The 19,952-nt window shown below is 70.7% G+C and carries 19 protein-coding genes; 9 read left to right on the top strand and 10 right to left on the bottom strand.

The window, feature by feature from the left end; translation table 11 throughout:
- The first annotated feature begins 108 nt into the window (after positions 1–108).
- The 5 genes from LMI96_RS15055 to LMI96_RS15035 are packed head-to-tail and all read left to right on the top strand — an operon-like array spanning position 109 to position 5,063.
- Positions 109–1,617 carry an ABC transporter substrate-binding protein gene (locus LMI96_RS15055; protein WP_228362076.1) on the top strand — a complete coding sequence of 503 codons (1,509 nt, stop codon included), beginning with the start codon at positions 109–111 and terminating at the stop codon, positions 1,615–1,617.
- On the top strand, positions 1,614–2,564 hold the full coding sequence (locus LMI96_RS15050; RefSeq protein WP_228362075.1) for an ABC transporter permease: 951 nt from the start codon (positions 1,614–1,616) through the stop codon (positions 2,562–2,564). The genes LMI96_RS15055 and LMI96_RS15050 overlap by 4 nt, the downstream gene beginning before the upstream one ends.
- Positions 2,561–3,463, top strand: a complete 903-nt coding sequence (locus tag LMI96_RS15045; protein ID WP_223723519.1) for an ABC transporter permease — start codon at positions 2,561–2,563, stop codon at positions 3,461–3,463. The genes LMI96_RS15050 and LMI96_RS15045 overlap by 4 nt, the downstream gene beginning before the upstream one ends.
- On the top strand, positions 3,460–4,263 hold the full coding sequence (locus LMI96_RS15040; RefSeq protein WP_228362074.1) for an ABC transporter ATP-binding protein: 804 nt from the start codon (positions 3,460–3,462) through the stop codon (positions 4,261–4,263). Before LMI96_RS15045 ends, LMI96_RS15040 begins: the two co-directional genes overlap by 4 nt.
- Complete coding sequence (locus tag LMI96_RS15035; protein ID WP_228362073.1) at positions 4,260–5,063, top strand: ABC transporter ATP-binding protein; 804 nt, start codon at positions 4,260–4,262, stop codon at positions 5,061–5,063. Before LMI96_RS15040 ends, LMI96_RS15035 begins: the two co-directional genes overlap by 4 nt.
- A 523-nt stretch (positions 5,064–5,586) precedes the next feature.
- Here LMI96_RS15035 and LMI96_RS15030 read toward each other — a convergent pair.
- The 3 genes from LMI96_RS15030 to LMI96_RS15020 are packed head-to-tail and all read right to left on the bottom strand — an operon-like array spanning position 5,587 to position 7,386.
- Positions 5,587–6,198, bottom strand: coding sequence for a GNAT family N-acetyltransferase (locus tag LMI96_RS15030; RefSeq protein ID WP_228362072.1), 612 nt, complete (start codon positions 6,196–6,198; stop codon positions 5,587–5,589).
- Between the two features lie 10 nt (positions 6,199–6,208).
- Entirely contained in the window at positions 6,209–6,922 is a 714-nt protein-coding gene (locus tag LMI96_RS15025) for a uracil-DNA glycosylase (protein WP_228362179.1), read from the bottom strand.
- 20 nt (positions 6,923–6,942) lie between these two features.
- Positions 6,943–7,386 (bottom strand): phosphoribosyltransferase, encoded by a 444-nt coding sequence (locus LMI96_RS15020; protein WP_374197946.1) that lies wholly within the window; start codon positions 7,384–7,386, stop codon positions 6,943–6,945.
- A gap of 188 nt (positions 7,387–7,574) precedes the next feature.
- Here LMI96_RS15020 and LMI96_RS15015 point away from each other — a divergent pair, with 188 nt between their 5' ends.
- Positions 7,575–9,065, top strand: a complete 1,491-nt coding sequence (locus tag LMI96_RS15015; RefSeq protein ID WP_223723523.1) for an MFS transporter — start codon at positions 7,575–7,577, stop codon at positions 9,063–9,065.
- A 30-nt stretch (positions 9,066–9,095) separates the two neighbouring features.
- Here LMI96_RS15015 and LMI96_RS15010 read toward each other — a convergent pair whose 3' ends face one another.
- Positions 9,096–9,875 (bottom strand): SDR family oxidoreductase, encoded by a 780-nt coding sequence (locus tag LMI96_RS15010; protein ID WP_223723524.1) that lies wholly within the window; start codon positions 9,873–9,875, stop codon positions 9,096–9,098.
- Between the two features lie 137 nt (positions 9,876–10,012).
- On the opposite strand from LMI96_RS15010, the gene LMI96_RS15005 reads away from it, so the two are divergent.
- Positions 10,013–11,335, top strand: a complete 1,323-nt coding sequence (locus tag LMI96_RS15005) for a bifunctional o-acetylhomoserine/o-acetylserine sulfhydrylase (RefSeq protein WP_223723525.1) — start codon at positions 10,013–10,015, stop codon at positions 11,333–11,335.
- A 55-nt stretch (positions 11,336–11,390) separates the two neighbouring features.
- Here LMI96_RS15005 and LMI96_RS15000 read toward each other — a convergent pair whose 3' ends face one another.
- Positions 11,391–12,944: a glucose PTS transporter subunit IIA gene (locus LMI96_RS15000; protein ID WP_267060066.1), complete on the bottom strand. Its 1,554-nt coding sequence runs from the start codon at positions 12,942–12,944 to the stop codon at positions 11,391–11,393.
- Positions 12,945–12,989: 45 nt separating this feature from the next.
- Positions 12,990–13,448 (bottom strand): PTS transporter subunit EIIB, encoded by a 459-nt coding sequence (locus LMI96_RS14995; protein WP_228362069.1) that lies wholly within the window; start codon positions 13,446–13,448, stop codon positions 12,990–12,992.
- A 188-nt stretch (positions 13,449–13,636) separates the two neighbouring features.
- Here LMI96_RS14995 and LMI96_RS14990 point away from each other — a divergent pair, with 188 nt between their 5' ends.
- Positions 13,637–14,839 carry a homoserine O-acetyltransferase gene (locus LMI96_RS14990; RefSeq protein WP_228362068.1) on the top strand — a complete coding sequence of 401 codons (1,203 nt, stop codon included), beginning with the start codon at positions 13,637–13,639 and terminating at the stop codon, positions 14,837–14,839.
- Positions 14,840–14,854: 15 nt separating this feature from the next.
- Here LMI96_RS14990 and LMI96_RS14985 read toward each other — a convergent pair whose 3' ends face one another.
- The 4 genes from LMI96_RS14985 to LMI96_RS14970 all read right to left on the bottom strand — a co-directional run bounded on the left by LMI96_RS14985 (position 14,855) and on the right by LMI96_RS14970 (position 18,739).
- Positions 14,855–16,069, bottom strand: coding sequence for an MFS transporter (locus tag LMI96_RS14985; protein ID WP_267060064.1), 1,215 nt, complete (start codon positions 16,067–16,069; stop codon positions 14,855–14,857).
- Between the two features lie 79 nt (positions 16,070–16,148).
- Complete coding sequence (locus tag LMI96_RS14980; protein ID WP_223723529.1) at positions 16,149–16,463, bottom strand: thiamine-binding protein; 315 nt, start codon at positions 16,461–16,463, stop codon at positions 16,149–16,151.
- 23 nt (positions 16,464–16,486) lie between these two features.
- On the bottom strand, positions 16,487–17,755 hold the full coding sequence (locus LMI96_RS14975) for a hypothetical protein (protein ID WP_228362066.1): 1,269 nt from the start codon (positions 17,753–17,755) through the stop codon (positions 16,487–16,489).
- A 117-nt stretch (positions 17,756–17,872) separates the two neighbouring features.
- A complete protein-coding gene (locus LMI96_RS14970) occupies positions 17,873–18,739 on the bottom strand; it encodes an ADP/ATP-dependent (S)-NAD(P)H-hydrate dehydratase (protein WP_228362065.1) in 867 nt (288 codons plus the stop codon).
- 35 nt (positions 18,740–18,774) lie between these two features.
- Here LMI96_RS14970 and LMI96_RS14965 point away from each other — a divergent pair, with 35 nt between their 5' ends.
- The gene (locus LMI96_RS14965) at positions 18,775–19,839 is read left to right on the top strand and encodes an NADH:flavin oxidoreductase/NADH oxidase (RefSeq protein WP_228362064.1); all 1,065 of its coding nucleotides are present in this window, start codon (positions 18,775–18,777) and stop codon (positions 19,837–19,839) included.
- The last annotated feature ends 113 nt before the right edge of the window (positions 19,840–19,952 follow it).

Genomic DNA, 19,952 nt, shown 5'->3' with positions numbered 1-19,952 from the left:
ACGCCGCATTACGCCCGGGCGGCGCCCCTCCCGGGCACCCCGCTCTAGGCTGGTACACCGCACCGACCTCCCGCCATCACCCGCCCGCGCCCCGGGCGAAAGGACCTCATGTTCCGCCGCACATCTCTGGCCGCCGCCGCCCTGCTGGCCGCCGCCGCGCTCACCCTCACGGCATGCGCGGGCCCGTCCTCGCCCGTGGCCTCGACCGCCGGCCCCGCTGACCCCGCTGCGACCGTCTCGGTCCGTCTCGTCCTCGAGCCGACGAACCTCGACATCCGCGAGACGTCGGGCGCCGCGCTCGACCAGATCCTGATCGACAACGTGTACCAGGGGCTCGTGTCCCGGACGCCTCAGCAGGAGATCGTCCCCGCGCTCGCGAGCGACTGGACCGTGTCAGACGACGGACTCACCTACCAGTTCACGCTGCGCGACGGAGTCACGTTCCACGACGGCCAGGAACTCACGGCGCAGGATGTCGTCTGGTCGCTCACCCAGCACCGCGACACGGCGTCGTGGATCGATGCCAGCACGCTGGCGGGTCTCACCGGCATCACCGCCGACGGGCAGACGATCACCCTGACGCTCGCCGCCCCCGACTCGCAGCTGCTGTGGAACCTCACCGGCCGCGCGGGCGTCGTGCTGAAGGAAGGCGACACGGTCGACTACAAGACCGCCGCGAACGGCACCGGGCCCTTCACGCTCGACAACTGGACGCAGGGCGCGAGTATCACGCTGGCGCGGAGCGACAGCTACTGGGGCGAGCCCGCCGCGGCCGCCGAGGTCGCGTTCGAGTACATCCCCGACAACCAGGCCGCGCTGAACGCCGCGCAGGCGGGCGAACTCGACGTCGTCACCGGGTTCGACGCGAACCTGAAGGACCAGATCGAATCGAACGGCGACTTCGCCCTGTCGATCGGCGCCTCCACCGACAAGGGCACGCTGGCGTTCAACCAGACCTCGGGCCCGCTCGCCGACAAGCGCGTGCGCCAGGCCATCCGCCAGGCGATCGATCACGACGCGATCGTCGAGGCGCTCGGCGCCGGAGAGACCCTCTACGGACCGATCCCGTCGCTCGACCCCGGCTACGAGGACCTCTCCGACGTCGCCCCGTACGACCCGGATGCGGCCACCCAGCTGCTGGCGGATGCGGGCGCCGAGGACACCGAGCTGACCCTCACCATCCCGAACTTCTACCCGACGACGATCGCGCAGCTGCTGGTCTCCGACCTGAATGCGGTCGGCGTCACCCTCACGGTCAACTCGGTGGACTTCTCGACCTGGCTGCAGGACGTCTACACCAACCGCGATTTCGACCTGAGCTTCGTGCTGCACACCGAGGCGCGCGACTTCCAGAACTGGGCAAACCCCGACTACTACTTCACGTACGCGAACCCCGAGGTGACCGACCTGTACGCGCAGTCGCGGGCCGCGACGAGCGACGACGAGGCCGACTCGCTCCTCGCCGAAGCCGCGCGGATCGTGTCCGAGGACGCCGCCGCCGACTGGCTCTACAACGGCGCATCCGTCGCCGCCGTCTCCACCCAGGTCAGCGGCATGCCCGCCGACAACCTCAACGAGCGCCTGAACGTCGCCGAGTTGAGCAAGAGCGCCGGGTGATCCGATACGCGCTGACACGGCTGGCCCTGCTCATCGTGGGGCTCGCCGTCGCCAGCGCGATCATCTTCCTCGCGCTTCGGGTTCTGCCCGGTGACATCGCGCAGATGATCGCCGGAACCCAGTCGACGCCCGAGCAGGTCGCGGCCCTCCGCGACCTGCTCGGGCTCGACCAGCCGCTCCTCTCCCAGTACCTCGAGTGGATCGGCGGCGTCCTGCGGGGCGACCTCGGTACATCGCTCGTGACCGGCACGCCCGTGGCGAGCGAACTCTGGCAGAAGGCGCAGGTCACGGTGCCGCTCGGCGCACTCGGTCTGCTCATCGCCCTCGCGGTCGCCGGGCCGCTCGGCGTCGTCTCTGCGCTTCGCCGCGGGCGCGCGGGCGGCACCGCGATCGGCGTCACCGCGCAGGCCCTCGCCGCGGTGCCGACCGTATGGGCCGGCATGATGCTGGTCGTCGTCTTCGCGGTCTGGCTGGGCTGGTTGCCCGCGCAGGGCTTCCCGCGCGCGGGCTGGAGCGATCCCGCCGCGGCGTTCCGATCCCTTCTCCTGCCCGCCCTCACGATCGGCGTCGTCGAAGGCGCCATGCTGCTGCGCTTCGTGCGCTCTGCCACCCTCCAGGCCGTCGGCCAGGACTACGTCCGCACAGCCGCCGCCACCGGGCTCACCCGCACGAAAGCCCTCATCCGGCACGGCCTGCCGAACGTCGGGCTCTCGGTCGTGTCAGTGCTGGGCCTGCAGATCGCCGGCATCATCGTGGGCGCGGTCGTGATCGAGCAGCTCTTCGCGCTTCCCGGAATCGGCCGCATGCTGGTCGAGGACGTCGGCAGGCGCGACCTGCCGAAGGTGCAGGGCGAGCTTCTGGCGCTCACCGGGTTCGTGCTCATCATCGGCTTCGTCGTCGATCTCGTCCATCGCGCGATCGACCCGCGCCAGAGGGAGTCGTCATGACGCGAACGGATGCGGAACGCCGCTCGTGGCTGCGGCGCCTGTGGGCCTTGCCGACCGGCGTCTTCGGCTCGGTGGTCGTGCTCGTCATCGTCGCCACCGCGCTCGTGTCGCTGGTCTGGACGCCGTTCGACCCGCAGCTCACCAATGTCGCGGGCCGCTGGGCCGCACCGGGATGGCCGCACCTGCTCGGCACCGATGCGACCGGCCGCGACATCCTGAGCCTGCTGATGGCCGGATCCCGGACGACCGTCTTCGTCGCCGTCGGCGCGGGCGTGATCGCCACCGCGCTCGGTCTGACCCTCGCCACGATCGGCGCGCTCAGCGCCCGGTGGGTACGCGAATCGATCGCGGTGCTCGTCGACATCCTGATCGCCTTCCCCGTGCTCCTGATCGCCATGATGATCTCGGCGGTCTTCGGCGGGTCGCTCTGGGTCGTGGTGTGGGCCGTCGGCATCGGCTTCGGCGTCAACATCGCCCGAGTGAGCCGCCCGGAACTCCGCCGCGTGCTGCACAGCGACTTCATCGTCGCCGGACGCGCGGCCGGACTCACCCCCGCGCAGATCCTGTTCCGGCACCTGCTCCCCAACGTCGCCCCGGTCTTCATCGTGCAACTCTCGTGGGGGATGGCCGTCGCGGTGCTCGCCGAGGCGGGGCTGTCGTACCTGGGCTTCGGTGCCCCGGTGACGGAGGCGTCCTGGGGCGTGCTCCTGTCACAGCTGCAGCAGTACCTGTCGGTGCATCCGCTGTCGGTCGTCTGGCCGGGACTCGCCATCACCCTCACCGTGCTCGGATTCAACCTGCTGGGCGACGGCCTGCGGGACGCCACCGACCCGACCCTCTCGCACCGCGGCGGCAGCGCGCGCCGGGCACGCACGCACCTCCCGGGAGTGGTCGCATGAGTCTCGACGTACGCAATCTTTCGATCGACATAGACGGTCGACGGGTCGTCGACGATGTCTCCTTCCAGGTGCCCGACGGTGCGCGGGTCGGCATCATCGGCGAGTCCGGGTCGGGCAAGTCGCTCACTGCCCTCGCGATCCTCGGCCTCCTGCCCTACGGCGCGCACGCCGACGGCAGCATCCGCTGGAACGGTCGCGAGCTCCTGGGACTCCCCGACCGCGACCTGGCGGCCGTCCGGGGCGCCGAGATCGGCATCGTCTTCCAGGAGCCACAGACGGCGCTGAACCCCATCCGCACGGTCGGTCGGCAGATCAGCGATCCCGTCCGCATCCGCGAGCGCCTCTCCCGCGGCGACCGGCGCGCCCGCGCCATCGCCGACGCCGAGCGCGTGCGGCTGCACGACCCGGCCCGCATCGTCGATCGCTACCCGCACCAGCTCTCCGGCGGTCAGCGCCAACGGGTCGCGATCGCCGTGGCGCTCGCGTGCCGCCCGCAGTTGCTACTCGCCGACGAACCGACGACGGCGCTGGACGTCACCATCCAGGCCGAGATCCTCGACTTGCTGCAGGGTCTCGTCTCGGATGCGGGCATGTCGCTCGTCTTCATCACCCACGACCTCGCCGTGCTCTCGCAGATCGCCACGCACGCGATCGTGCTCGAACACGGTCGGATCGCCGAGTCCGCCCCCGTGCACGAACTTCTCACCGCTCCGCGATCGCGCGTCGCGCAGGGGCTTCTGCGCGACGCGACCGCAACCGTGTGGCGTCCCGCGCCCGGCACCGAGGAGGAGAGCGCATGAGCGTCCTGGTCAGCGGACGCGGACTCAGCCGCGCCTACCGCGCGCCGCGCCGAGGCGTGTTCGGTCCGCGACCCCTCACCCACGCGCTCCGAGATGTCGATCTGGACGTCGAGGAGGGTTCCGCGCTCGGGATCATCGGCGAATCGGGGTCGGGCAAGTCGACGCTCGTTCGCCTGCTGCTCGGCCTCGACTCCCCCACCTCCGGCACGGTCTCCTTTGACGGACGCCCGGTGGACGCGACCGCATCCGCCCGGAGCCTGCACTGGCTGCGCCGGCAGACCGGCATCGTCTTCCAGGACCCGTACGCGTCTCTCGACCCGCGGATGAGCGTCGGCGCGATCGTGGCCGAGCCGCTCTGGGCGCTCCGGATCCCGGGCGACCACCGGGCGCGGGTTGAAGAGGTGCTGGGCGATGTCGGCCTGGATGCAGATGCCGCGGCCCGGTACCCGCACGAGTTCTCAGGTGGTCAGCGGCAACGCATCGCGCTCGCGCGGGCGATCGCGCATCGACCGCGGCTCCTCATCGGCGACGAGCCGTTGTCGGCGCTCGATGTCACCGTGCGCGCGCAGATCCTCGAACTGCTGACCGAGCTCCGCACCCGCGATGCGCTGACGCTCATCATGGTCTCGCACGACATCGGCGTGGTGCAGAGCCTCTGCGATCAGGTCGTCGTGATGAAGGACGGCGTCGTGGCCGAGCGGGGTGCCACCGAGCAGGTGCTGCTGCATCCGCAGGCCGCCTACACGCGCCGGCTGCTCGCCGCCATCCCGACGATCGCCCCGCGCGACCCCACGCCCTGACCCGCGCACTGGCCCCCACGCCCCGATCCGCCCACGCGCGCGCCCGCCAGCCCGGCCGCTTCCGGCCGTGAGACTGCAGCTGAGCCACGAGACGTGTGCTCCGAGCCGACGTCTCGCGCCGCAACTGCAGTCTCGCGGGTGGAGCGAGTCGGTCCGGGCGGGCGGGGCGTGCGGGTCAGGCGGGTCGGGCGGGTGCCCCCGGGTCTGACACGGGCGAACGCGCGTCGGGCCGCCCGCGCCAACTCCTCCATATCCGCACGGGACGGCGGCTTCGACGCCCGAAACGCGCATTCTGGAGGAGTTAGCGGCGGCGGACACCGAGCATCGGCCGCCCGTCGGAATCAGCATCCCGGGCGGGGCAAGCGGGCGAACGCGCCGCGGGCCCGCGCCAACTCCTCCACATCCGCACGAGACGGCGGCTTCGACGCCCGAAACGCGCATTCTGGAGGAGTTAGCCAGCGAGACGGCGGCGTGAGGCGCGGGTCAGCGGCCTCGGGCGCGGGGCAGCGGCCTCCGGCGCGGGTCAGCGGCGGAAGAGGCCGCGCTTCTTCACCGGCTTCAGCGACTTCTGCAGGTAGATCGTGCCGAGCCAGCGGCCGAACTTGAAACCGACGCGGCCCATCCGCCCGACCTCGACGAAGCCGAGCCGTTCGTGCAGCGCGATCGAGCCTTCGGCGCCCTTGTCGCTGATCACGGCGACGAGTTCGCGGATGCCCTTCGCCTCGCAGGCCGCGATCAGCGCCTCGAGCAGCGCACGACCGAGGCCTTTTCCGGATGCCGCCTGGCCGAGGTAGATCGAATCCTCGACCGTGTAGCGAAACGCCGACTTGCCCGCCCACGGCTGCACGAGGGCGTAGCCGAGGATCTGTCCGGACGGAGATTGCGCGACGAGGAAGGGCAGCTCGAGCTTGGCCAGGAGGTCGTACTTCTCGCGCCACTTCGCGAGCGACCACCGCTTCTCGTCGAACGTCACGACCGAGTTCGTGACGTAGTAGTTGTAGATCTCGCGGATGTCGGGAAGGTCCCGCGGCTGCACCGGCCGGATCTCGTACTCGAAGGGCCGTTCGTCGTCTGCCCAACGACGAAGGTGACGGGGCATGCGCCGCCGACTGCGGTCGTATTCCTCCTCGAGCATGGCGCTCAGCCTACGCGGAGACGTCGTCCGGCGACGGTCGCTCGACCCGCCAGTCCACCTCGCGCGCACCCTGCTCGACCAGGAGTGCGTTGGCCCGTGAGAAGGGTCGCGATCCGAAGAACCCGCGACGGGCCGAAAGCGGCGACGGATGCGGTGACTCGATCACCGGCGTCGTCCCGAGCAGCGGGCGGAGCGCGGCGGCATCCTTCCCCCAGAGGATCGCGACGAGCGGTGCGTCCCGCTCGGCGAGCACCCGGATGGCGTGCGCCGTGACCGCTTCCCATCCCCATCCGCGGTGCGATCCCGGCGCGCCGGGCGCCACGGTCAGCACCCGATTGAGCAGGAGCACCCCCCGGTCGCTCCATGCCGAGAGGTCGCCGTGCCGGGCGGGCGGGATCGCGAGGTCGTCCTCGAGTTCGCGGTAGATGTTGCCGAGGCTCCGCGGCAGCGGTCGCACATCCGCGTCCACCGCGAACGACAGACCGATCGGGTGCCCGGGGGTCGGATAGGGGTCCTGGCCGACGATCAGCACACGGACGTCCTCGAGCGGTCGCTGGAACCCCCGCAGCACCCGGTCACCGGCCGGGAGGTACGGCCGGCCGGCCGCGACCTCTGCGCGGAGACGGTCGCCGAGCGCGGCGATCTCGGGCGCCACCGGTGCGAGGGCCTCGGCCCAGCCCGGATCCAGGCGACCGGATGCGGCGAGCTCCGCCAGCGACGACATGTCGGGGTGCGCGGGGGCGGTCACGCGGATGCCGGCAGGCCCGCGTCCTCTTCGTGCACCGAGCCCTGCCACGACCACGGGAAGTCGATCCAGAGATCCGTGTCCTTCCAGCTGAAGTCGGGCTGGATGATCGTGGTGGGCTTCGTGTAGATCACGGCGGAGCGGACGTCGGCGCCGCGTTCGGTCAGCAGCCGCACGGCGAGGTCGAGCGTCCGACCGCTGTCGGCCACGTCGTCCACGAGCAGCACTCGGCGCCCGTCCAGGTAGGTCATGTCGAGCTCGGGGGGCAACAGCTCCGGGGCATCGAGCACGGTGCCGATTCCGGTGTAGAACTCGACGTTGATCGCGCCGCAGTTCTTGATGCCCAGCCCGTAGGCGATGGCGCCCGCCGGCAGCAGTCCGCCGCGCGCGATCGCGACGACGACCTCGGGCACGAATCCCGCGGCCAAAACCTTCCGGGCCATATCGCGACTCGCGTCACCGAAGCCGTCCCACGTCAGTACTTCCCGCTCCGGCACGCCCGCATCCTGTTCGCTCACCCGCCCAGCCTACGACCGGTGGGCACCCCCGCCCGTCCGTCGTGCGCACCGGCGGACACTCCCGCCCACCCGTCGTGCGCACGGGCGGCCGCCGGAACCACTAGCGTGTCGCCATGACCCGTCCGCTCACCGGTGATCGCCTCCGCGCCTCCGCGCTCGGCATCACCGCATCCCTCATCGGCTGGTTCGTGCTCGTCGAGATCACGAGCGGGATCCTGCAGGGGTACTACGTGCCGCTGTTCAGCGACATCGTGACGCATCTCGGGGTGCACGACTCCGATGTGAACTGGTTCGAGGCGGCGCAGCTGCTGCTCTCGGCGCTGGTCGTGCCGGTGCTCGCGAAGCTCGGTGACATGTACGGCCACAAGCGCATCCTGCTGATCGCGACGGTGCTCACGGCCGGCGCGACCTGGTGGATCGCCTTCGCCGGAACGTTCTGGAGCTTCCTGATCGCGTGGGCGCTGCAGGGCTTCTACGTCGTGTGGCTCCCGCTGGAGATCGCGCTGATCTTCGAGCGCGGCCGCCGTCAGGGCCGCGGAGTGTCGGCGACGCGGCGAGCGGCGGGGCTCCTGGTCGTGGGGCTGCAGGCCGGCGCCATCGTCGGCGCTCTCGCCGCCGGCCGCATCTTCGCCGCGACCGCGGAGAACCTGTCGCTCACGCTCATGTTCCCCGCGATCGCCGTCACCCTCGTCGGCTTCGTGATCTGGTTCGGCGTGCCGGAGTCCACGCCCGTCCGCGGCCGACGCCTGGATGGCGGGGGTTTCGTGCTGCTCGCGCTGGCGCTGCTGCTGGTGACGAGCGCGCTCACCTTCCTGCGCCTGAACGGACCGGGATCGGTGTGGACGTGGCTGCTGTTGGCCGCCGGACTCGCCCTGTTCGCCTGGTTCGTGCGGTTCGAGCTGCGACAGGACGATCCCGCCGTCGACATCCGCGTTCTCCGCAGGCCCGAGATGTGGCCCGTGCAGGCGACCGCGGCGCTGGTCGGCATCAGTCTGCTCGGGGCGCAGGGACCGCTCTCGACCTACGCCGGCACGGATTCGTCGCTCGGATACGGACTCGGGCTCGACGCGACCGGCCGCTCGAACGTGATCGGCGTCTACCTCGTCTCGCTGATCGTCGGCGCCGTGCTGTTCGCGGTGACGTCTCGTCGCGCGCGCCCCCGTGTCGTCCTGATCGGGGCGGCGCTGCTCGTCGGGATCGGCTACCTGCTGTTCCTGCCGTTCCATCTGGAGCTCTGGCAGGTGCTCCTGAACCTCTCCATCGCCGGGCTCGGATCCGGCGCTCTGGTCGCGGCTCTTCCCGCCGCCGCGGCGGCTGCCGCTCCGCGTGGGCAGACGGGCATCGCGTCGGCGCTCACGAACACCACGAAGACGATCGGCGGCACGTTCGCCTCGGCGGTCTTCGGGGTCGTCCTCGCCGCGGGGGTCGGCGCGATCGCCGCCGAGACGGCCGCGTCGCTCGGCGGCTACCTCGCGGTGTGGACGATCTGCGCGATCGGCGGTTTCGTCGCCGCCGCCGTCCTCTTCGTCGTCCCGAAGGTCGCCTTCGCCGACAGCGACGAGGATGCGGCAGGCGCGACCGCCGCTGAGTCCCCGATCATCTGACCGCCGGGCCGGGAGGCCATCGGTACCGGATCAGCCCTGCCGCACCCGCAGCGGACCGCGGGCGAGCACGTGCTGCGCGGACTGCGCCACCGGACGCACCGTCACGAGGTCGAGGTTGACGTGCCCCGGCGCGCCGAGCGCGTAGGCGATGACGTCGGCGACGTCGTCGGCCGACAGCGGGTTCTCGACGCCCTCGTAGACCCCCTCGGCGGCCGCGGCGTCGCCGCCCAGCCGGTTCAGGGAGAACTCCTCGGTGCGCACCATCCCGGGCGCGATCTCGATGACGCGGATCGGCTCGCCGTTCAGTTCGAGACGCAGTGCCCGCACCAGCATCTCCTCCGCCGCCTTCGCGGCGTTGTAGCCCGCGCCGCCGGGGTACGCGACCTGCGCCGCGGTCGAGGTCACGAAGAGCGTGTCGGCGTGACCGTCGGATGCGGCCGCCCGCCGCAGCAGCGGCAGCAGGTGCGCCACGAGCCGCTGCGAGGAGAGGACGTTCGTCTCGTACATCCAGCGCCAATCCTCGACCGCGCCGTCCTCCACCCGGTCGGTGCCGCGGGCGCCCCCGGCGACCTGCACGAGTGCGTGCACGGGGCCGGAGTCGGCCAACCATCCGGCGAGCGCATCGATGTCGGACTCGACCGTGAGATCGGCAGCGTACGCGACCGCGCCCGTCTCGGCTTCGAGCGCTTCGAGGCGGTCGGCGCGCCGCGCGACGGCGACCACGTCCCATCCTCGGGAGCGCAGCATCCGTGCCGTCGCCTCCCCGATCCCCGAGCTCGCTCCGGTCACCACTGCACGCCTGTTCGTCATACCACCCACGCTACGGGCTGCCCGAGGCGGTGGTGTTACGTCACGTGTCCCGCGCGTTGTCGCCCACCCCGGGCGGTTCTACGCTCGAGGAGTCCGCGACGCCCGCCGCGACATCACCGAATCTTCAGGAGCATGCGATGTCCGCACCCGAGAACTGGCGCTTCGAGACCAAGCAGGTCCACTCCGGCGCCGCGCCCGACCCGACCACGAACGCCCGGGCCACCCCGATCTACCAGACCACGTCGTACGTGTTCGACAACGCCGACCACGCCGCGAACCTCTTCTCGCTCGCTGAGCCGGGCAACGTGTACACGCGCATCATCAACCCGACCACCAGCGTCGTCGAAGAGCGCATCGCCGCGCTCGAGGGCGGCACCGGCGCGCTGCTCGTGGCCTCCGGCCAGGCCGCCTCGACCTTCGCCGTGCTGAACGTCGCCGAAGCCGGCGACCACATCGTGTCGTCGAGCTCGATCTACGGCGGCACGTACAACCTGTTCAAGTACACGCTGGCGAAGCTCGGTATCGAGACCACGTTCGTGGAGAACCAGGATGACGCCGACGAGTGGCGTCGCGCGGTCCGGCCGAACACGAAGCTCTTCTTCGCGGAGACCATCGGAAACCCGAAGATCAACGTCCTCGACATCCGCCTCGTCGCCGACGTCGCGCACGAGTCGGGCGTGCCGCTGATCGTCGACAACACGATCGCGACCCCGTTCCTCATCCGCCCGTTCGAGTTCGGTGCCGACGTCGTCGTGCACTCGGCGACCAAGTTCCTCGGCGGCCACGGCACGACCATCGGCGGGGTCATCGTCGACGGCGGTGCGTTCCCGTGGTCTGAGAACGTCGAGCGCTTCCCGGGTCTCACCGAGCCCGACCCGTCGTACCACGGGCTCAGCTACACCGGCGCCCTCGGCGACGGCGTCGCATACATCACCAAGGCCCGCGTGCAGCTGCTCCGCGACCTCGGCTCCTCCATCGCCCCCCTCAGCGCCTGGCTGCTGCTGCAGGGCATCGAGACCCTGTCGCTGCGCATCGAGCGTCACGTGCAGAACGCGCAGGAGATCGCGGAGTGGCTCGAGAACCAGGACGACGTCGCGTCGGTGAACTACTCGGGTCTGCCGACCTCGCCCTGGTACGCCGCGGCGAACCAGTACGCCCCGCGCGGTGTCGGAGCGGTGCTGTCGTTCGAGCTCAAGGGCGGCGTCGGCGCTGGCCGCGAGTTCGTGAACAGCCTCGACCTGTTCAGCCACCTCGCCAACATCGGCGACGTGCGCTCGCTCGTCATCCACCCGGCATCCACGACGCACGCGCAGCTCACGCCCGAGCAGCAGCTCACGGCCGGTGTCACGCCGGGTCTCGTGCGCCTGTCGGTCGGTATCGAGAACGTCGACGACCTGAAGGCAGACCTGGAGCAGGCTCTCGCCTCCGCACGTCGGAGCGTCGAGGCCGCCCGCGCCTGATCACGGCACACACGAAAGGAGCCCCGGACCGACAGGTCCGGGGCTCCTTTCGTCGTTATGCGCGGGACTCCGCCGTCGCGGCGGCACGCACCTCGATCACGGGCTCACCGACCACCACGGCACCGGATGCGGCCGGGCTGACCTCTCCGAGATCATCCGCGTTCAGCACCACGACGGGGGTGATGAGCGGGTAGCCGGCCTTCTCGATGAGGGCGCGATCGAACGTGACAAGCGGCTGACCGGCAACGACCCGGTCGCCCGTCTTCACCTTCACGTCGAACCCCTCGCCCTTCAGGTTGACCGTGTCGATGCCCACATGGATGAGCAGTTCGACGCCTCCGTCGATGACCAGACCGAACGCGTGGCCGGTCGGTTGCGCCGCCGCGACGGTGCCGTCGCCGGGCGAGTAGACGGTGTCGCTCGACGGGATGATCGCGATGCCTGGCCCCATGACCCCCGCGGCGAAGACCGGGTCCGGAACCTCGGACAACGGCACCAGGTCGCCATCCAGCGGCGAGGCGATCGTGACGGCGGAACCGACCGCGGCGGAGCGTGTACCCGCGGCGCCGGATGCGGCCGACTGTGCGCCCACGGCGCCGGATGCGGCCAACATCGGCGCATCCGTCGTCGTCGCGGGAACGGAACCGGCAGCCTCGGCCTTCGGCTCCTTGTCGCGGTACCCGAAGAAGATCACCAGCAGCATCGCGGTCAGGAACGCCGCGCCCACGGCCGTCGCGTACAGCGGCATGTTGTCGAAGGCGGGGATCGTGAGCAGCGAGGTGAAGACGAACGCCTTGGTCGTGACGCCACCACCGATGCCGATGATGACACCGCCGACCAGACAGCCGACGAGCATCAGCGGGTAGATCCGCTTGAAGCGCAGGTGGATGCCGTACAGCGACGGTTCGGAGATTCCGCCCAGCAGGCCGGCGGCGAGCGCACCCGTGGCCGTCTGCTTCATCTGGGCGTCGCGCTCCCGCCAGGCGAGGAAGAGCACACCGGCGGTCGCGCCGAAGCACGCGAAGTTCCATGCCCCCATGGGTCCCTGGATGTAGTCGAACCCGAGGGTCTGGATGTTCAGGAGCATGATCGCGTTGATGGGCCAGTGCAGCCCGAGCGGCACCATGAAGGGGTACGCGAGCGGGATGACGACCGCGAAGATGAAGGGCGAGAAGTCGTTGACCGCGCGGAGGCCGTCAGCGAGGGCCGCGCCCGCGTAGACGCCCATCGGGCCGATGAGGAACGCGGTCAGCGGGATCATGATGAGCATGCTGAGGAACGGCAGGAAGATCAGCTGCACGTTCTCCGGGATGATCTTGCGCAGCAGCTTGTACAGCGAGCCGAGGGCGGCCGCCATCAACAGCGGCGGGAAGACCTGCGAGCTGTAGTTGAAGATCGTCAGCGGCACACCGAAGATCGGGATCGTCGTCACATCGGAGCCGAGGAACGACATCTGCGACGCCTCGGGCGAGGAGCCGAGGGCGCTGAACCCGGGCAGCATGACGACGGCCATGATCGCGAAGCCGACCCAGGGGTCCGCACCGAGCTTCTTCGACGCGTTGTAGGCGACGAGGAGCGGCAGGAAGACGAAGACGCACTGCCACATCAGGTTGACGAACTGCCAGGACGGCGGCAGGTCGGTGCGCGGGTCGGCTCAGTTGCCGATGACACCGAGCGTGCCCATCAGGGCCATGAAGGTGATGAACAGCGACGCGCCGAGGAGCGCCCCGAGAATCGGGCGGAAGGAATCGGAGAGGAACTCGAAGAGCGAGTCCAGCCAGGCGATCTTTCCGCGCGGTCCCTTCGCGCGCTCGCGCGCCTTGACCGCGGCGGCGTCGTCGTCGTCGCTGGCCGATCCGACCGAGGCCATCGCCGGCAGCGCCATGATGTCGTTGTAGACCGTCTGCACCGCGCCGCCGATGACGACCTGATAGCGGTCGCCGGACTGAGGGACGGCGCCCATAACGCCGGGGATCGCCTCGACGGCCGCGCCGTCGACGACCGATGCGTCGCGCAACTGGAATCTGAGACGGGTGGCGCAATGGGTGAGACCCACCACGTTCTCCGCCCCGCCGACCCGGGTGAGGATGTCGGATGCCGCGCTCTGAGCCATGGCTCACTCCGTCTTATTCGGCCGCCGGGATAGCCCGTTCGTCGCGGTCCCCGTGGGCACGGCCTCTTCGTCTCCTGACGCTAGGCCGATCGCCCTCACCGTGCGTCCGCTCGCGCCGTGTTAAAGCCCGTCCCCCGCGATGACGTAACACGGCCCGACGGAGCAACCCCGCTTGGGACAATGGGGGCATGGACTGGCAGACCTCCGAAGACACGGTGCCGAGCGCACTCGTGACGGAGGCCGACGCGCGCCTGCTCCGCGGCAGACCGCCCGCCACCGGTGCGTGGCGCGACGGAGACCCGAGCGGTGAACGCCATTTCGCGGCCTTCGGCGAGTTCCGCACGGAAGGCGGCGAGACCCTTCCCGCCTACCGGATCGCCTACGAGACGTGGGGCGCGCTCAACGCGCGGCGCGACAACGCGATCCTCATCCTGCACGCCCTCACGGGCGACAGCCACGTGCGCGGGCCCGCGGGGGCGGGGCACGCGACCGCCGGATGGTGGGACGGCATCGTGGGGCCGGGTGCGGCGATCGACACCGACCGGTGGTTCGTCGTGGCGCCGAACATGCTCGGCGGCTGCCAGGGTTCCACCGGCCCCGCGAGCGTCGCTCCGGACGGGTACGAGTGGGCGGCCCGCTTCCCGTACCTCACCATCCGCGACCAGGTCGCCGCTCAGGCCGAGCTCGCCGATCTCCTCGGCATCGACCGCTGGGGCGCCGTCGTCGGCGGGTCCATGGGCGGGATGCACGCTCTCGAGTGGGGCATCACTCGCCCGGACCGCGTCGCGCGTCTGGCGATCCTCGCCGCTCCCCCGGTGACGACCGCCGACCAGGTCGCGCTGAACTCGGTGCAGACCGAGGCGATCCGGATGGATCCGCGCTTCACCGGCGGCGAGTACTACGACGCCCAGGCCGGCGACGGCCCGCACCGCGGCCTCGCCCTCGCTCGGCGCATGGCGCTTCTGAACTATCGCAGCCCCACTGAGCTGAACCTGCGCTTCCAGCGCTCCTGGCAGTCCGGCGTCAGCCCGCTCGGGCACGGCGGCCGGTTCGCCGTCGAGTCGTACCTGGACTTCCACGGCAACAAGTTCACTCGCCGTTTCGACGCGAACAGCTACATCACGCTCGTGGAGGCGATGAACTCGCACGACGTCGGGCGCGACCGCGGGGGCGTCGAAGACGCGCTGCGCGAGATCAGCGCGACGACCCTGGTGCTCGGCATCGACAGCGACCGCCTGTTCCCGGTCGAAGGACAGCACCGCATCAGCCGCGGCATCCGGAACACGATCGACGACGACACGGTCGTGATCGCGAGCGATTTCGGCCACGACGGCTTCCTCATCGAGACGGATGCGGTCGCGCGACACCTTCGCCGCCTGCTGTCGGCCTGAGGCAGGCCGCGCCGATCAGCCCGCGGCGGTGTCGTGCGGCCGGAGCATCGGCGCGGGAGTGGACGACCGCGACTCGACGGCATACCCCACGACGGCCACGAGAAGACCCGCGGCGGCCAGGCCCACCCCGACCCACGTCGGAGCCAGGAAGCCCCAGCCCGCCGCGATCACGACGCCGCCGAGGTACGCGCCGAGGCTGTTGCCGATGTTGAGGGCCGAGTGGTTGAGTGCCGCCGCGATCGACTGGTTGTCTGCGGAGACATCCATCAGCCGGGACTGGATCGCGGGGCTCAGCGCGGACGACACCAGCCCCACGAGGAAGACCATCGCGGCGAGCACGAAGATCCACTGCGCGGTCACGGCGAGAAGCGCGAGCACCGCCACGAGGGCCGCGAGCCCGCCGAGCAGCGTGCGCCGCAGATCCACATCGGCCAGGTGCCCGCCGAGAAGGTTCCCGACCGTCATCCCGAGTCCCATGACCACGAGGATCAGCGGCACCGTCCACGCCGGCGAGCCGGCCACATCCGTCACGACCGGAGAAATGTAGCTGTAGACGGCGAAGAACCCGCCGAAGCCGATCGACCCGGTGCCGAGCGCGAACCACACCTGCCGGATGCGGAACACTCCGAGCTCCGCGCGCAGTGTGCGGCCGGGCTGGCCGGGCAGAGCCGGCACGAACACCGCGATCGCCACGGTCGCGAGAGCGAGGATGCCCGCGACCACCGCGAACGCCACGCGCCAGCCGAACTGCTGCCCGAGGAACGTGCCGAACGGAACGCCCACCACGTTCGCGACGGTGAGCCCGGTGAGCACGAACGCCACACCCTTCGCCCGCATCCCCGGTCCGAGCATCTCGGCGGCGACGAGCGCGCCGATGCCGAAGTACGCACCGTGGGGCAGACCCGCCAGGAAGCGGGAGGCGGCGACGAGTTCGAAGGTCGGCGCGATCACCGTGAGGGCGTTGAACACCGTGAGCGCGAGCGCCAGCACGATCATCACCCGGTGACGGGGGAACCGCGCGACCGACCCGGCGATCGTCGGGGCCCCGACGACGACGCCGAGGGCATAGAGGCTGATCAGCCAGCCCGCCTGAGCGATCGCATCGTCGGGATTCGCCGCCCACTGGGCGGGAAGCAGCTGCTGGCCGATCTCGGGCAGCAAACCCATCATGGTGAATTCGGTCATGCCGATACCGAAGCTGCCGATGGCGAGAGAGAGGAGCGCCCACATCGCCGCCCCCTTCGTTCGAGTCGAAGAGGTCACCGGCCCATCGTAGTGAACCCGCCGGAATGCGACGAATCGATTCGAATCAGCCCTCGTCGACGGCGGAAATCGCCTCTTCCAGGCGCTCCACCTTCGCGTCGAGCTCTCCCGAGTAGCCCGGCCGGATGTCGGCCTTCAGCACGAGGGAGACTCGGGATCCGAACGGCAGCACCGCATCCGTCGCCGCCTTCACGACGGCGAAGACCTCGTCCCACTCCCCCTCGATCTCGGTGAACATCGAGGTCGTGCGGTGCGGAAGGCCCGACGCTCGGACCACGCGGACAGCCGCGGCGACCGCGTCGTGCACGGAGCCATCGGCACGGCCGGTGCCGCTCGGGGCGACGGAGAAGGCGACGAGCATGGCGGGGTCCTTTCGAGGAGCGGTCAGGTGGCGAGCGCCGCGGCCCGGGGGACGGCGCGACGCTGCCCCCGTACCTTCGCGATGAGCACGACCGACCAGATCGCCAGGGCGATCAGGAGAGCGTTTCGCACCGTGATGACGATGACGGGGAAGGGAAGCGCGACCAGGAGATCGAAGTAGGTCAGCGGGTAGATGATCTGGGTGCACGCGGCGATGACGAGCACGAGGATCCCCGGCCCCCACCAGCGCCGTCGATCCAGCACGAGACCGATGACCAGGGGCACGACCAGCCACACGATGTACTGCGGCGACCCGACCTTGTTCAGAGCGATGAACGCCGTCACGAGGGCGAGGGCGAGCGGGGGGAACAGCGCGGCGAACGAGGCGCCGCGCCAGGCCTTGTACGCGCCGAGCAGCGCCACGGCGCCCACCCCGATCGCGAGGATCGGCGTCATGATGTCGATCACCGGGTCGACGAACGGTCCGAGCACCTCGAACGTCAGCAGATCTGGGTTGTAGAAGACCTGCGAGGACCCGCCGAGCATGGCGTCCCACAGGTAGAACGTGCTCACCGGCGACTCCACCTGCAGCCCGCGACCGGTCTGATCCCCGATAAAACCGAAGGCGTACCGGCCGCCGCCGGCGACGAACACCACGGCGAGGGTGGCGACGCTCACCAGCAGCGCTCCCCCGATGACCACCATCCGGCGGCGGACGGCGATCAGGGCGGCAGCGAGAAGAGCGGCGGGCCACACCTTGATCCAGGTCGCCACCGCCAGAAGGATCGAACCGAGCCACGGCCGCCCGACGAGCCAGAGGCAGCCCATGATGCCCAGCGGCACGGTGATCGCGTCCAGCCGGTACAGCGCCACCGGCCCCATCAGCGCGATGAACACGAGCCAGAACCACGCACCGACGTTCCGCCCGGTCGAGCGGCCCCGGCCGACGAGCACCGCGAAAGCGACCGCATCCAGGAGCGCGACCGTGATGGCCCATGCCGGCGTGTACGACACGGCCCACGCGAACAGCCACGTGAACAGCATCGGCAGGAGCGCGAGCTGCGGGTACACCCACGAATCCGTGATGCCGACGAACCCGTAGTAGGTGCTGACCTGCTGACCGGTCGCCGAGTCCAGTTGCAGAAAGTAGCCGCCGTTCAGGAACGCGCCCGACCACGGTTCGTACACGCGGTAGACGTCGCCCATCGGCTCGTTCGGCATGATCCACCCGAGGACGGAGACCCCGAGGTGGACGATGAGGAACGCTACCCACAGAACCGCCCGTTTTGACACGCAGGACATCCTACGTGGACGGCCCCTGCGCCCCCGGACGCGAACGCCTCCCGCGGCGGACTCGACGCGCGCGAGCCGGGCTCGCGTGGCCGGTCCGGTGGACGACGGGCGGGCGAGTCAGTCGGACGCTGACGCGAGCAGGGCGCCGACCACGCCCGGGAGCGCTTCTGCGACGTCGAGGGCCGTGATCGGACCGCCCGACCCGCCGAGGCGTTCCGCGGCGGCGTTTCCGGCGCGGCCGTGCAGCCAGCTCGCCGAGGCGACCGCATCCGCGAGCCAGCGCCCCGGATCACCCGACTCGTCGCGTGCGACCCCGCCGGCGATCACCGCGCCGAGCACTCCGCCGAGCACGTCTCCCGTGCCGGCCGTCGCGAGCCACGGTGTGCCCGCGCGCACGATCCGCACGTCGCCGCCCGGATCGGCGACGAGGGTCGCCGATCCCTTCAGCAGCACCACACCGCCCAGGGCCGTGGCCGTGTCACGGGCGGCATCCGTGCGTTCCGCGTCGTCCGCGTCCGGGCGGAGCGCCGGGAGTCCGAGGACGGCCCGCAGCCGGTCGAACTCGCGCGCGTGCGGCGTGACGATGACCGGCGCGGTCGCATCCGCGGCGAGATCGAGGGCCCCGGCGTCGACGACGACCGGCACCGTGCCCGACAGGATGCGGACGAGTGCCGACGTCTCGAGCGCCGAGCGGCTGGCCGCATCCGTTCCCGATCCGATGACCCACGCCTGCACGCGGCCCGACGAGGTGACGGTTTCGGGGCGGCGGGACAGCACGAACGCCGTCGGGCGCGGGGGGCCGATGTAGCGCACCATGCCCGTGCCGGTTCGCCACGCCGCCTCGACGCCGAGGAGCGCGGCGCCCGGATACGCCTCCGAACCCGTGCGCATCCCGACGACGCCGCGGGAATACTTGTCATCGGCGGCCGTTGGCTCACGCAACGACCGTCGCGTGCAGGCCGCGTTCCACTCCGTCACCACCATAGCGTCACCCTATCCGCGAACCTCGAGGAGCCCCGTTGTCCCAGCTGTTCTCTGCGCTGACCATCCGTTCCGCGCACATGCGCAATCGTCTGTGGGTGGCACCGATGTGCCAGTACAGCGCCCAGAACGGGATGCCCGGCGAGTGGCACCACGTGCACCTCGCCCAGTTCGCGAGCGGCGGGGCGGGTCTCGTGATCAGCGAGGCGACTGCCGTGTCTCCCGAGGGGCGCATCTCGCCCGAGGACACCGGCATCTGGAACGACGAGCAGCGGGATGCGTGGAAGCCGATCGTCGCCGCCATCCACAGCCGCGGCGCGGTCGCCGGCATCCAGCTCGCGCACGCGGGGCGCAAGGGGTCGACCTGGTCGCCGTTCTCCGGACACCACGGGACCGTGCCGCCCGCCGACGGGGGCTGGGAACCCGTAGCCCCGTCCGCGATCGCGTACGAGGGCTACGCCGTGCCGCGGGAGCTCACGGCGTTCGAGATCGACCAGGTCGTCGCCGACTTCGGCGCGGCGGCGCGCCGTGCGGTCGAGGCCGGTTTCGTCGTCCTCGAGGTGCACGCCGCCCACGGATACCTGCTGCACCAGTTCCTCTCACCCCTCGCCAACACGCGCACCGACGAGTACGGCGGTCCGTTGTCGGGACGCGCGCACCTCCTGCTGCGCGTGGTCGACGCCGTCCGCCGAGAAGTGCCCGAGGCTGCGCTGTTCGTGCGCTTCTCCGGCACGGACTGGGCCGAGGGCGGATGGACGATCGAGGAGACCGTGCAGGTCGCGCAGTGGGCCGCGGAGCACGGTGCCGACTTCTTCGACATCTCCTCTGGCGGCCTCGTCGCCCACCAGCAGATCTCGGCCGGCCCCGGCTACCAGGTGCCGCTGGCGCGGCGCCTGCACGAGGCGGGCCTGCCCGTCAGCGCGGTCGGGCTGATCGATTCGGGGGCACAGGCCGAGCAGGTGCTGGTCGACGGCGATGCGGATGCGGTCATGGCCGCGCGCGAGTGGCTCCGCGACCCCCACTTCGCTCTCCGTGCCGCCGGCGAGCTCGGCGTCTCGGCCCCGTGGCCGCCCCAGTACGAGCGGGCCGCCCGCCGCCACTGACCGCATCCCGCCGCCGTCCCGCCTCGCTCCCGGTGCCGTTTGGTCGGGTCCGCGAGACGGGATCTTCGCGCCGAGACAGTGGGGTAACCCCGCTGTCTCGGCGCCCCGATCCC

This window comes from Microbacterium sp. cx-59 (assembly GCF_020805625.1).
Lineage (GTDB): Bacteria > Actinomycetota > Actinomycetes > Actinomycetales > Microbacteriaceae > Microbacterium.
Note: the sequence above shows the minus strand (reverse complement) of the source record. Positions and strands in the feature narration are given on the sequence as shown.

Bases quoted from the DNA above. Each gene is read 5' to 3' on its own strand.
- LMI96_RS15010 (WP_223723524.1), bottom strand. From the start codon at position 9,875: ATGACGAACAGGCGTGCAGTGGTGACCGGAGCGAGCTCGGGGATCGGG.
- LMI96_RS15035 (WP_228362073.1), top strand. From the start codon at position 4,260: ATGAGCGTCCTGGTCAGCGGACGCGGACTCAGCCGCGCCTACCGCGCG.
- LMI96_RS14995 (WP_228362069.1), bottom strand. From the start codon at position 13,448: ATGGCTCAGAGCGCGGCATCCGACATCCTCACCCGGGTCGGCGGGGCG.
- LMI96_RS15025 (WP_228362179.1), bottom strand. From the start codon at position 6,922: ATGTCGTCGCTGGCGGAGCTCGCCGCATCCGGTCGCCTGGATCCGGGC.
- LMI96_RS15045 (WP_223723519.1), top strand. From the start codon at position 2,561: ATGACGCGAACGGATGCGGAACGCCGCTCGTGGCTGCGGCGCCTGTGG.
- LMI96_RS14985 (WP_267060064.1), bottom strand. From the start codon at position 16,069: ATGTGGGCGCTCCTCTCTCTCGCCATCGGCAGCTTCGGTATCGGCATG.
- LMI96_RS15020 (WP_374197946.1), bottom strand. From the start codon at position 7,386: ATGGCCCGGAAGGTTTTGGCCGCGGGATTCGTGCCCGAGGTCGTCGTC.
- LMI96_RS14980 (WP_223723529.1), bottom strand. From the start codon at position 16,463: ATGCTCGTCGCCTTCTCCGTCGCCCCGAGCGGCACCGGCCGTGCCGAT.
- LMI96_RS15040 (WP_228362074.1), top strand. From the start codon at position 3,460: ATGAGTCTCGACGTACGCAATCTTTCGATCGACATAGACGGTCGACGG.
- LMI96_RS15005 (WP_223723525.1), top strand. From the start codon at position 10,013: ATGTCCGCACCCGAGAACTGGCGCTTCGAGACCAAGCAGGTCCACTCC.
- LMI96_RS15030 (WP_228362072.1), bottom strand. From the start codon at position 6,198: ATGCTCGAGGAGGAATACGACCGCAGTCGGCGGCGCATGCCCCGTCAC.
- LMI96_RS14970 (WP_228362065.1), bottom strand. From the start codon at position 18,739: ATGGTGGTGACGGAGTGGAACGCGGCCTGCACGCGACGGTCGTTGCGT.
- LMI96_RS15015 (WP_223723523.1), top strand. From the start codon at position 7,575: ATGACCCGTCCGCTCACCGGTGATCGCCTCCGCGCCTCCGCGCTCGGC.
- LMI96_RS14990 (WP_228362068.1), top strand. From the start codon at position 13,637: ATGGACTGGCAGACCTCCGAAGACACGGTGCCGAGCGCACTCGTGACG.
- LMI96_RS15055 (WP_228362076.1), top strand. From the start codon at position 109: ATGTTCCGCCGCACATCTCTGGCCGCCGCCGCCCTGCTGGCCGCCGCC.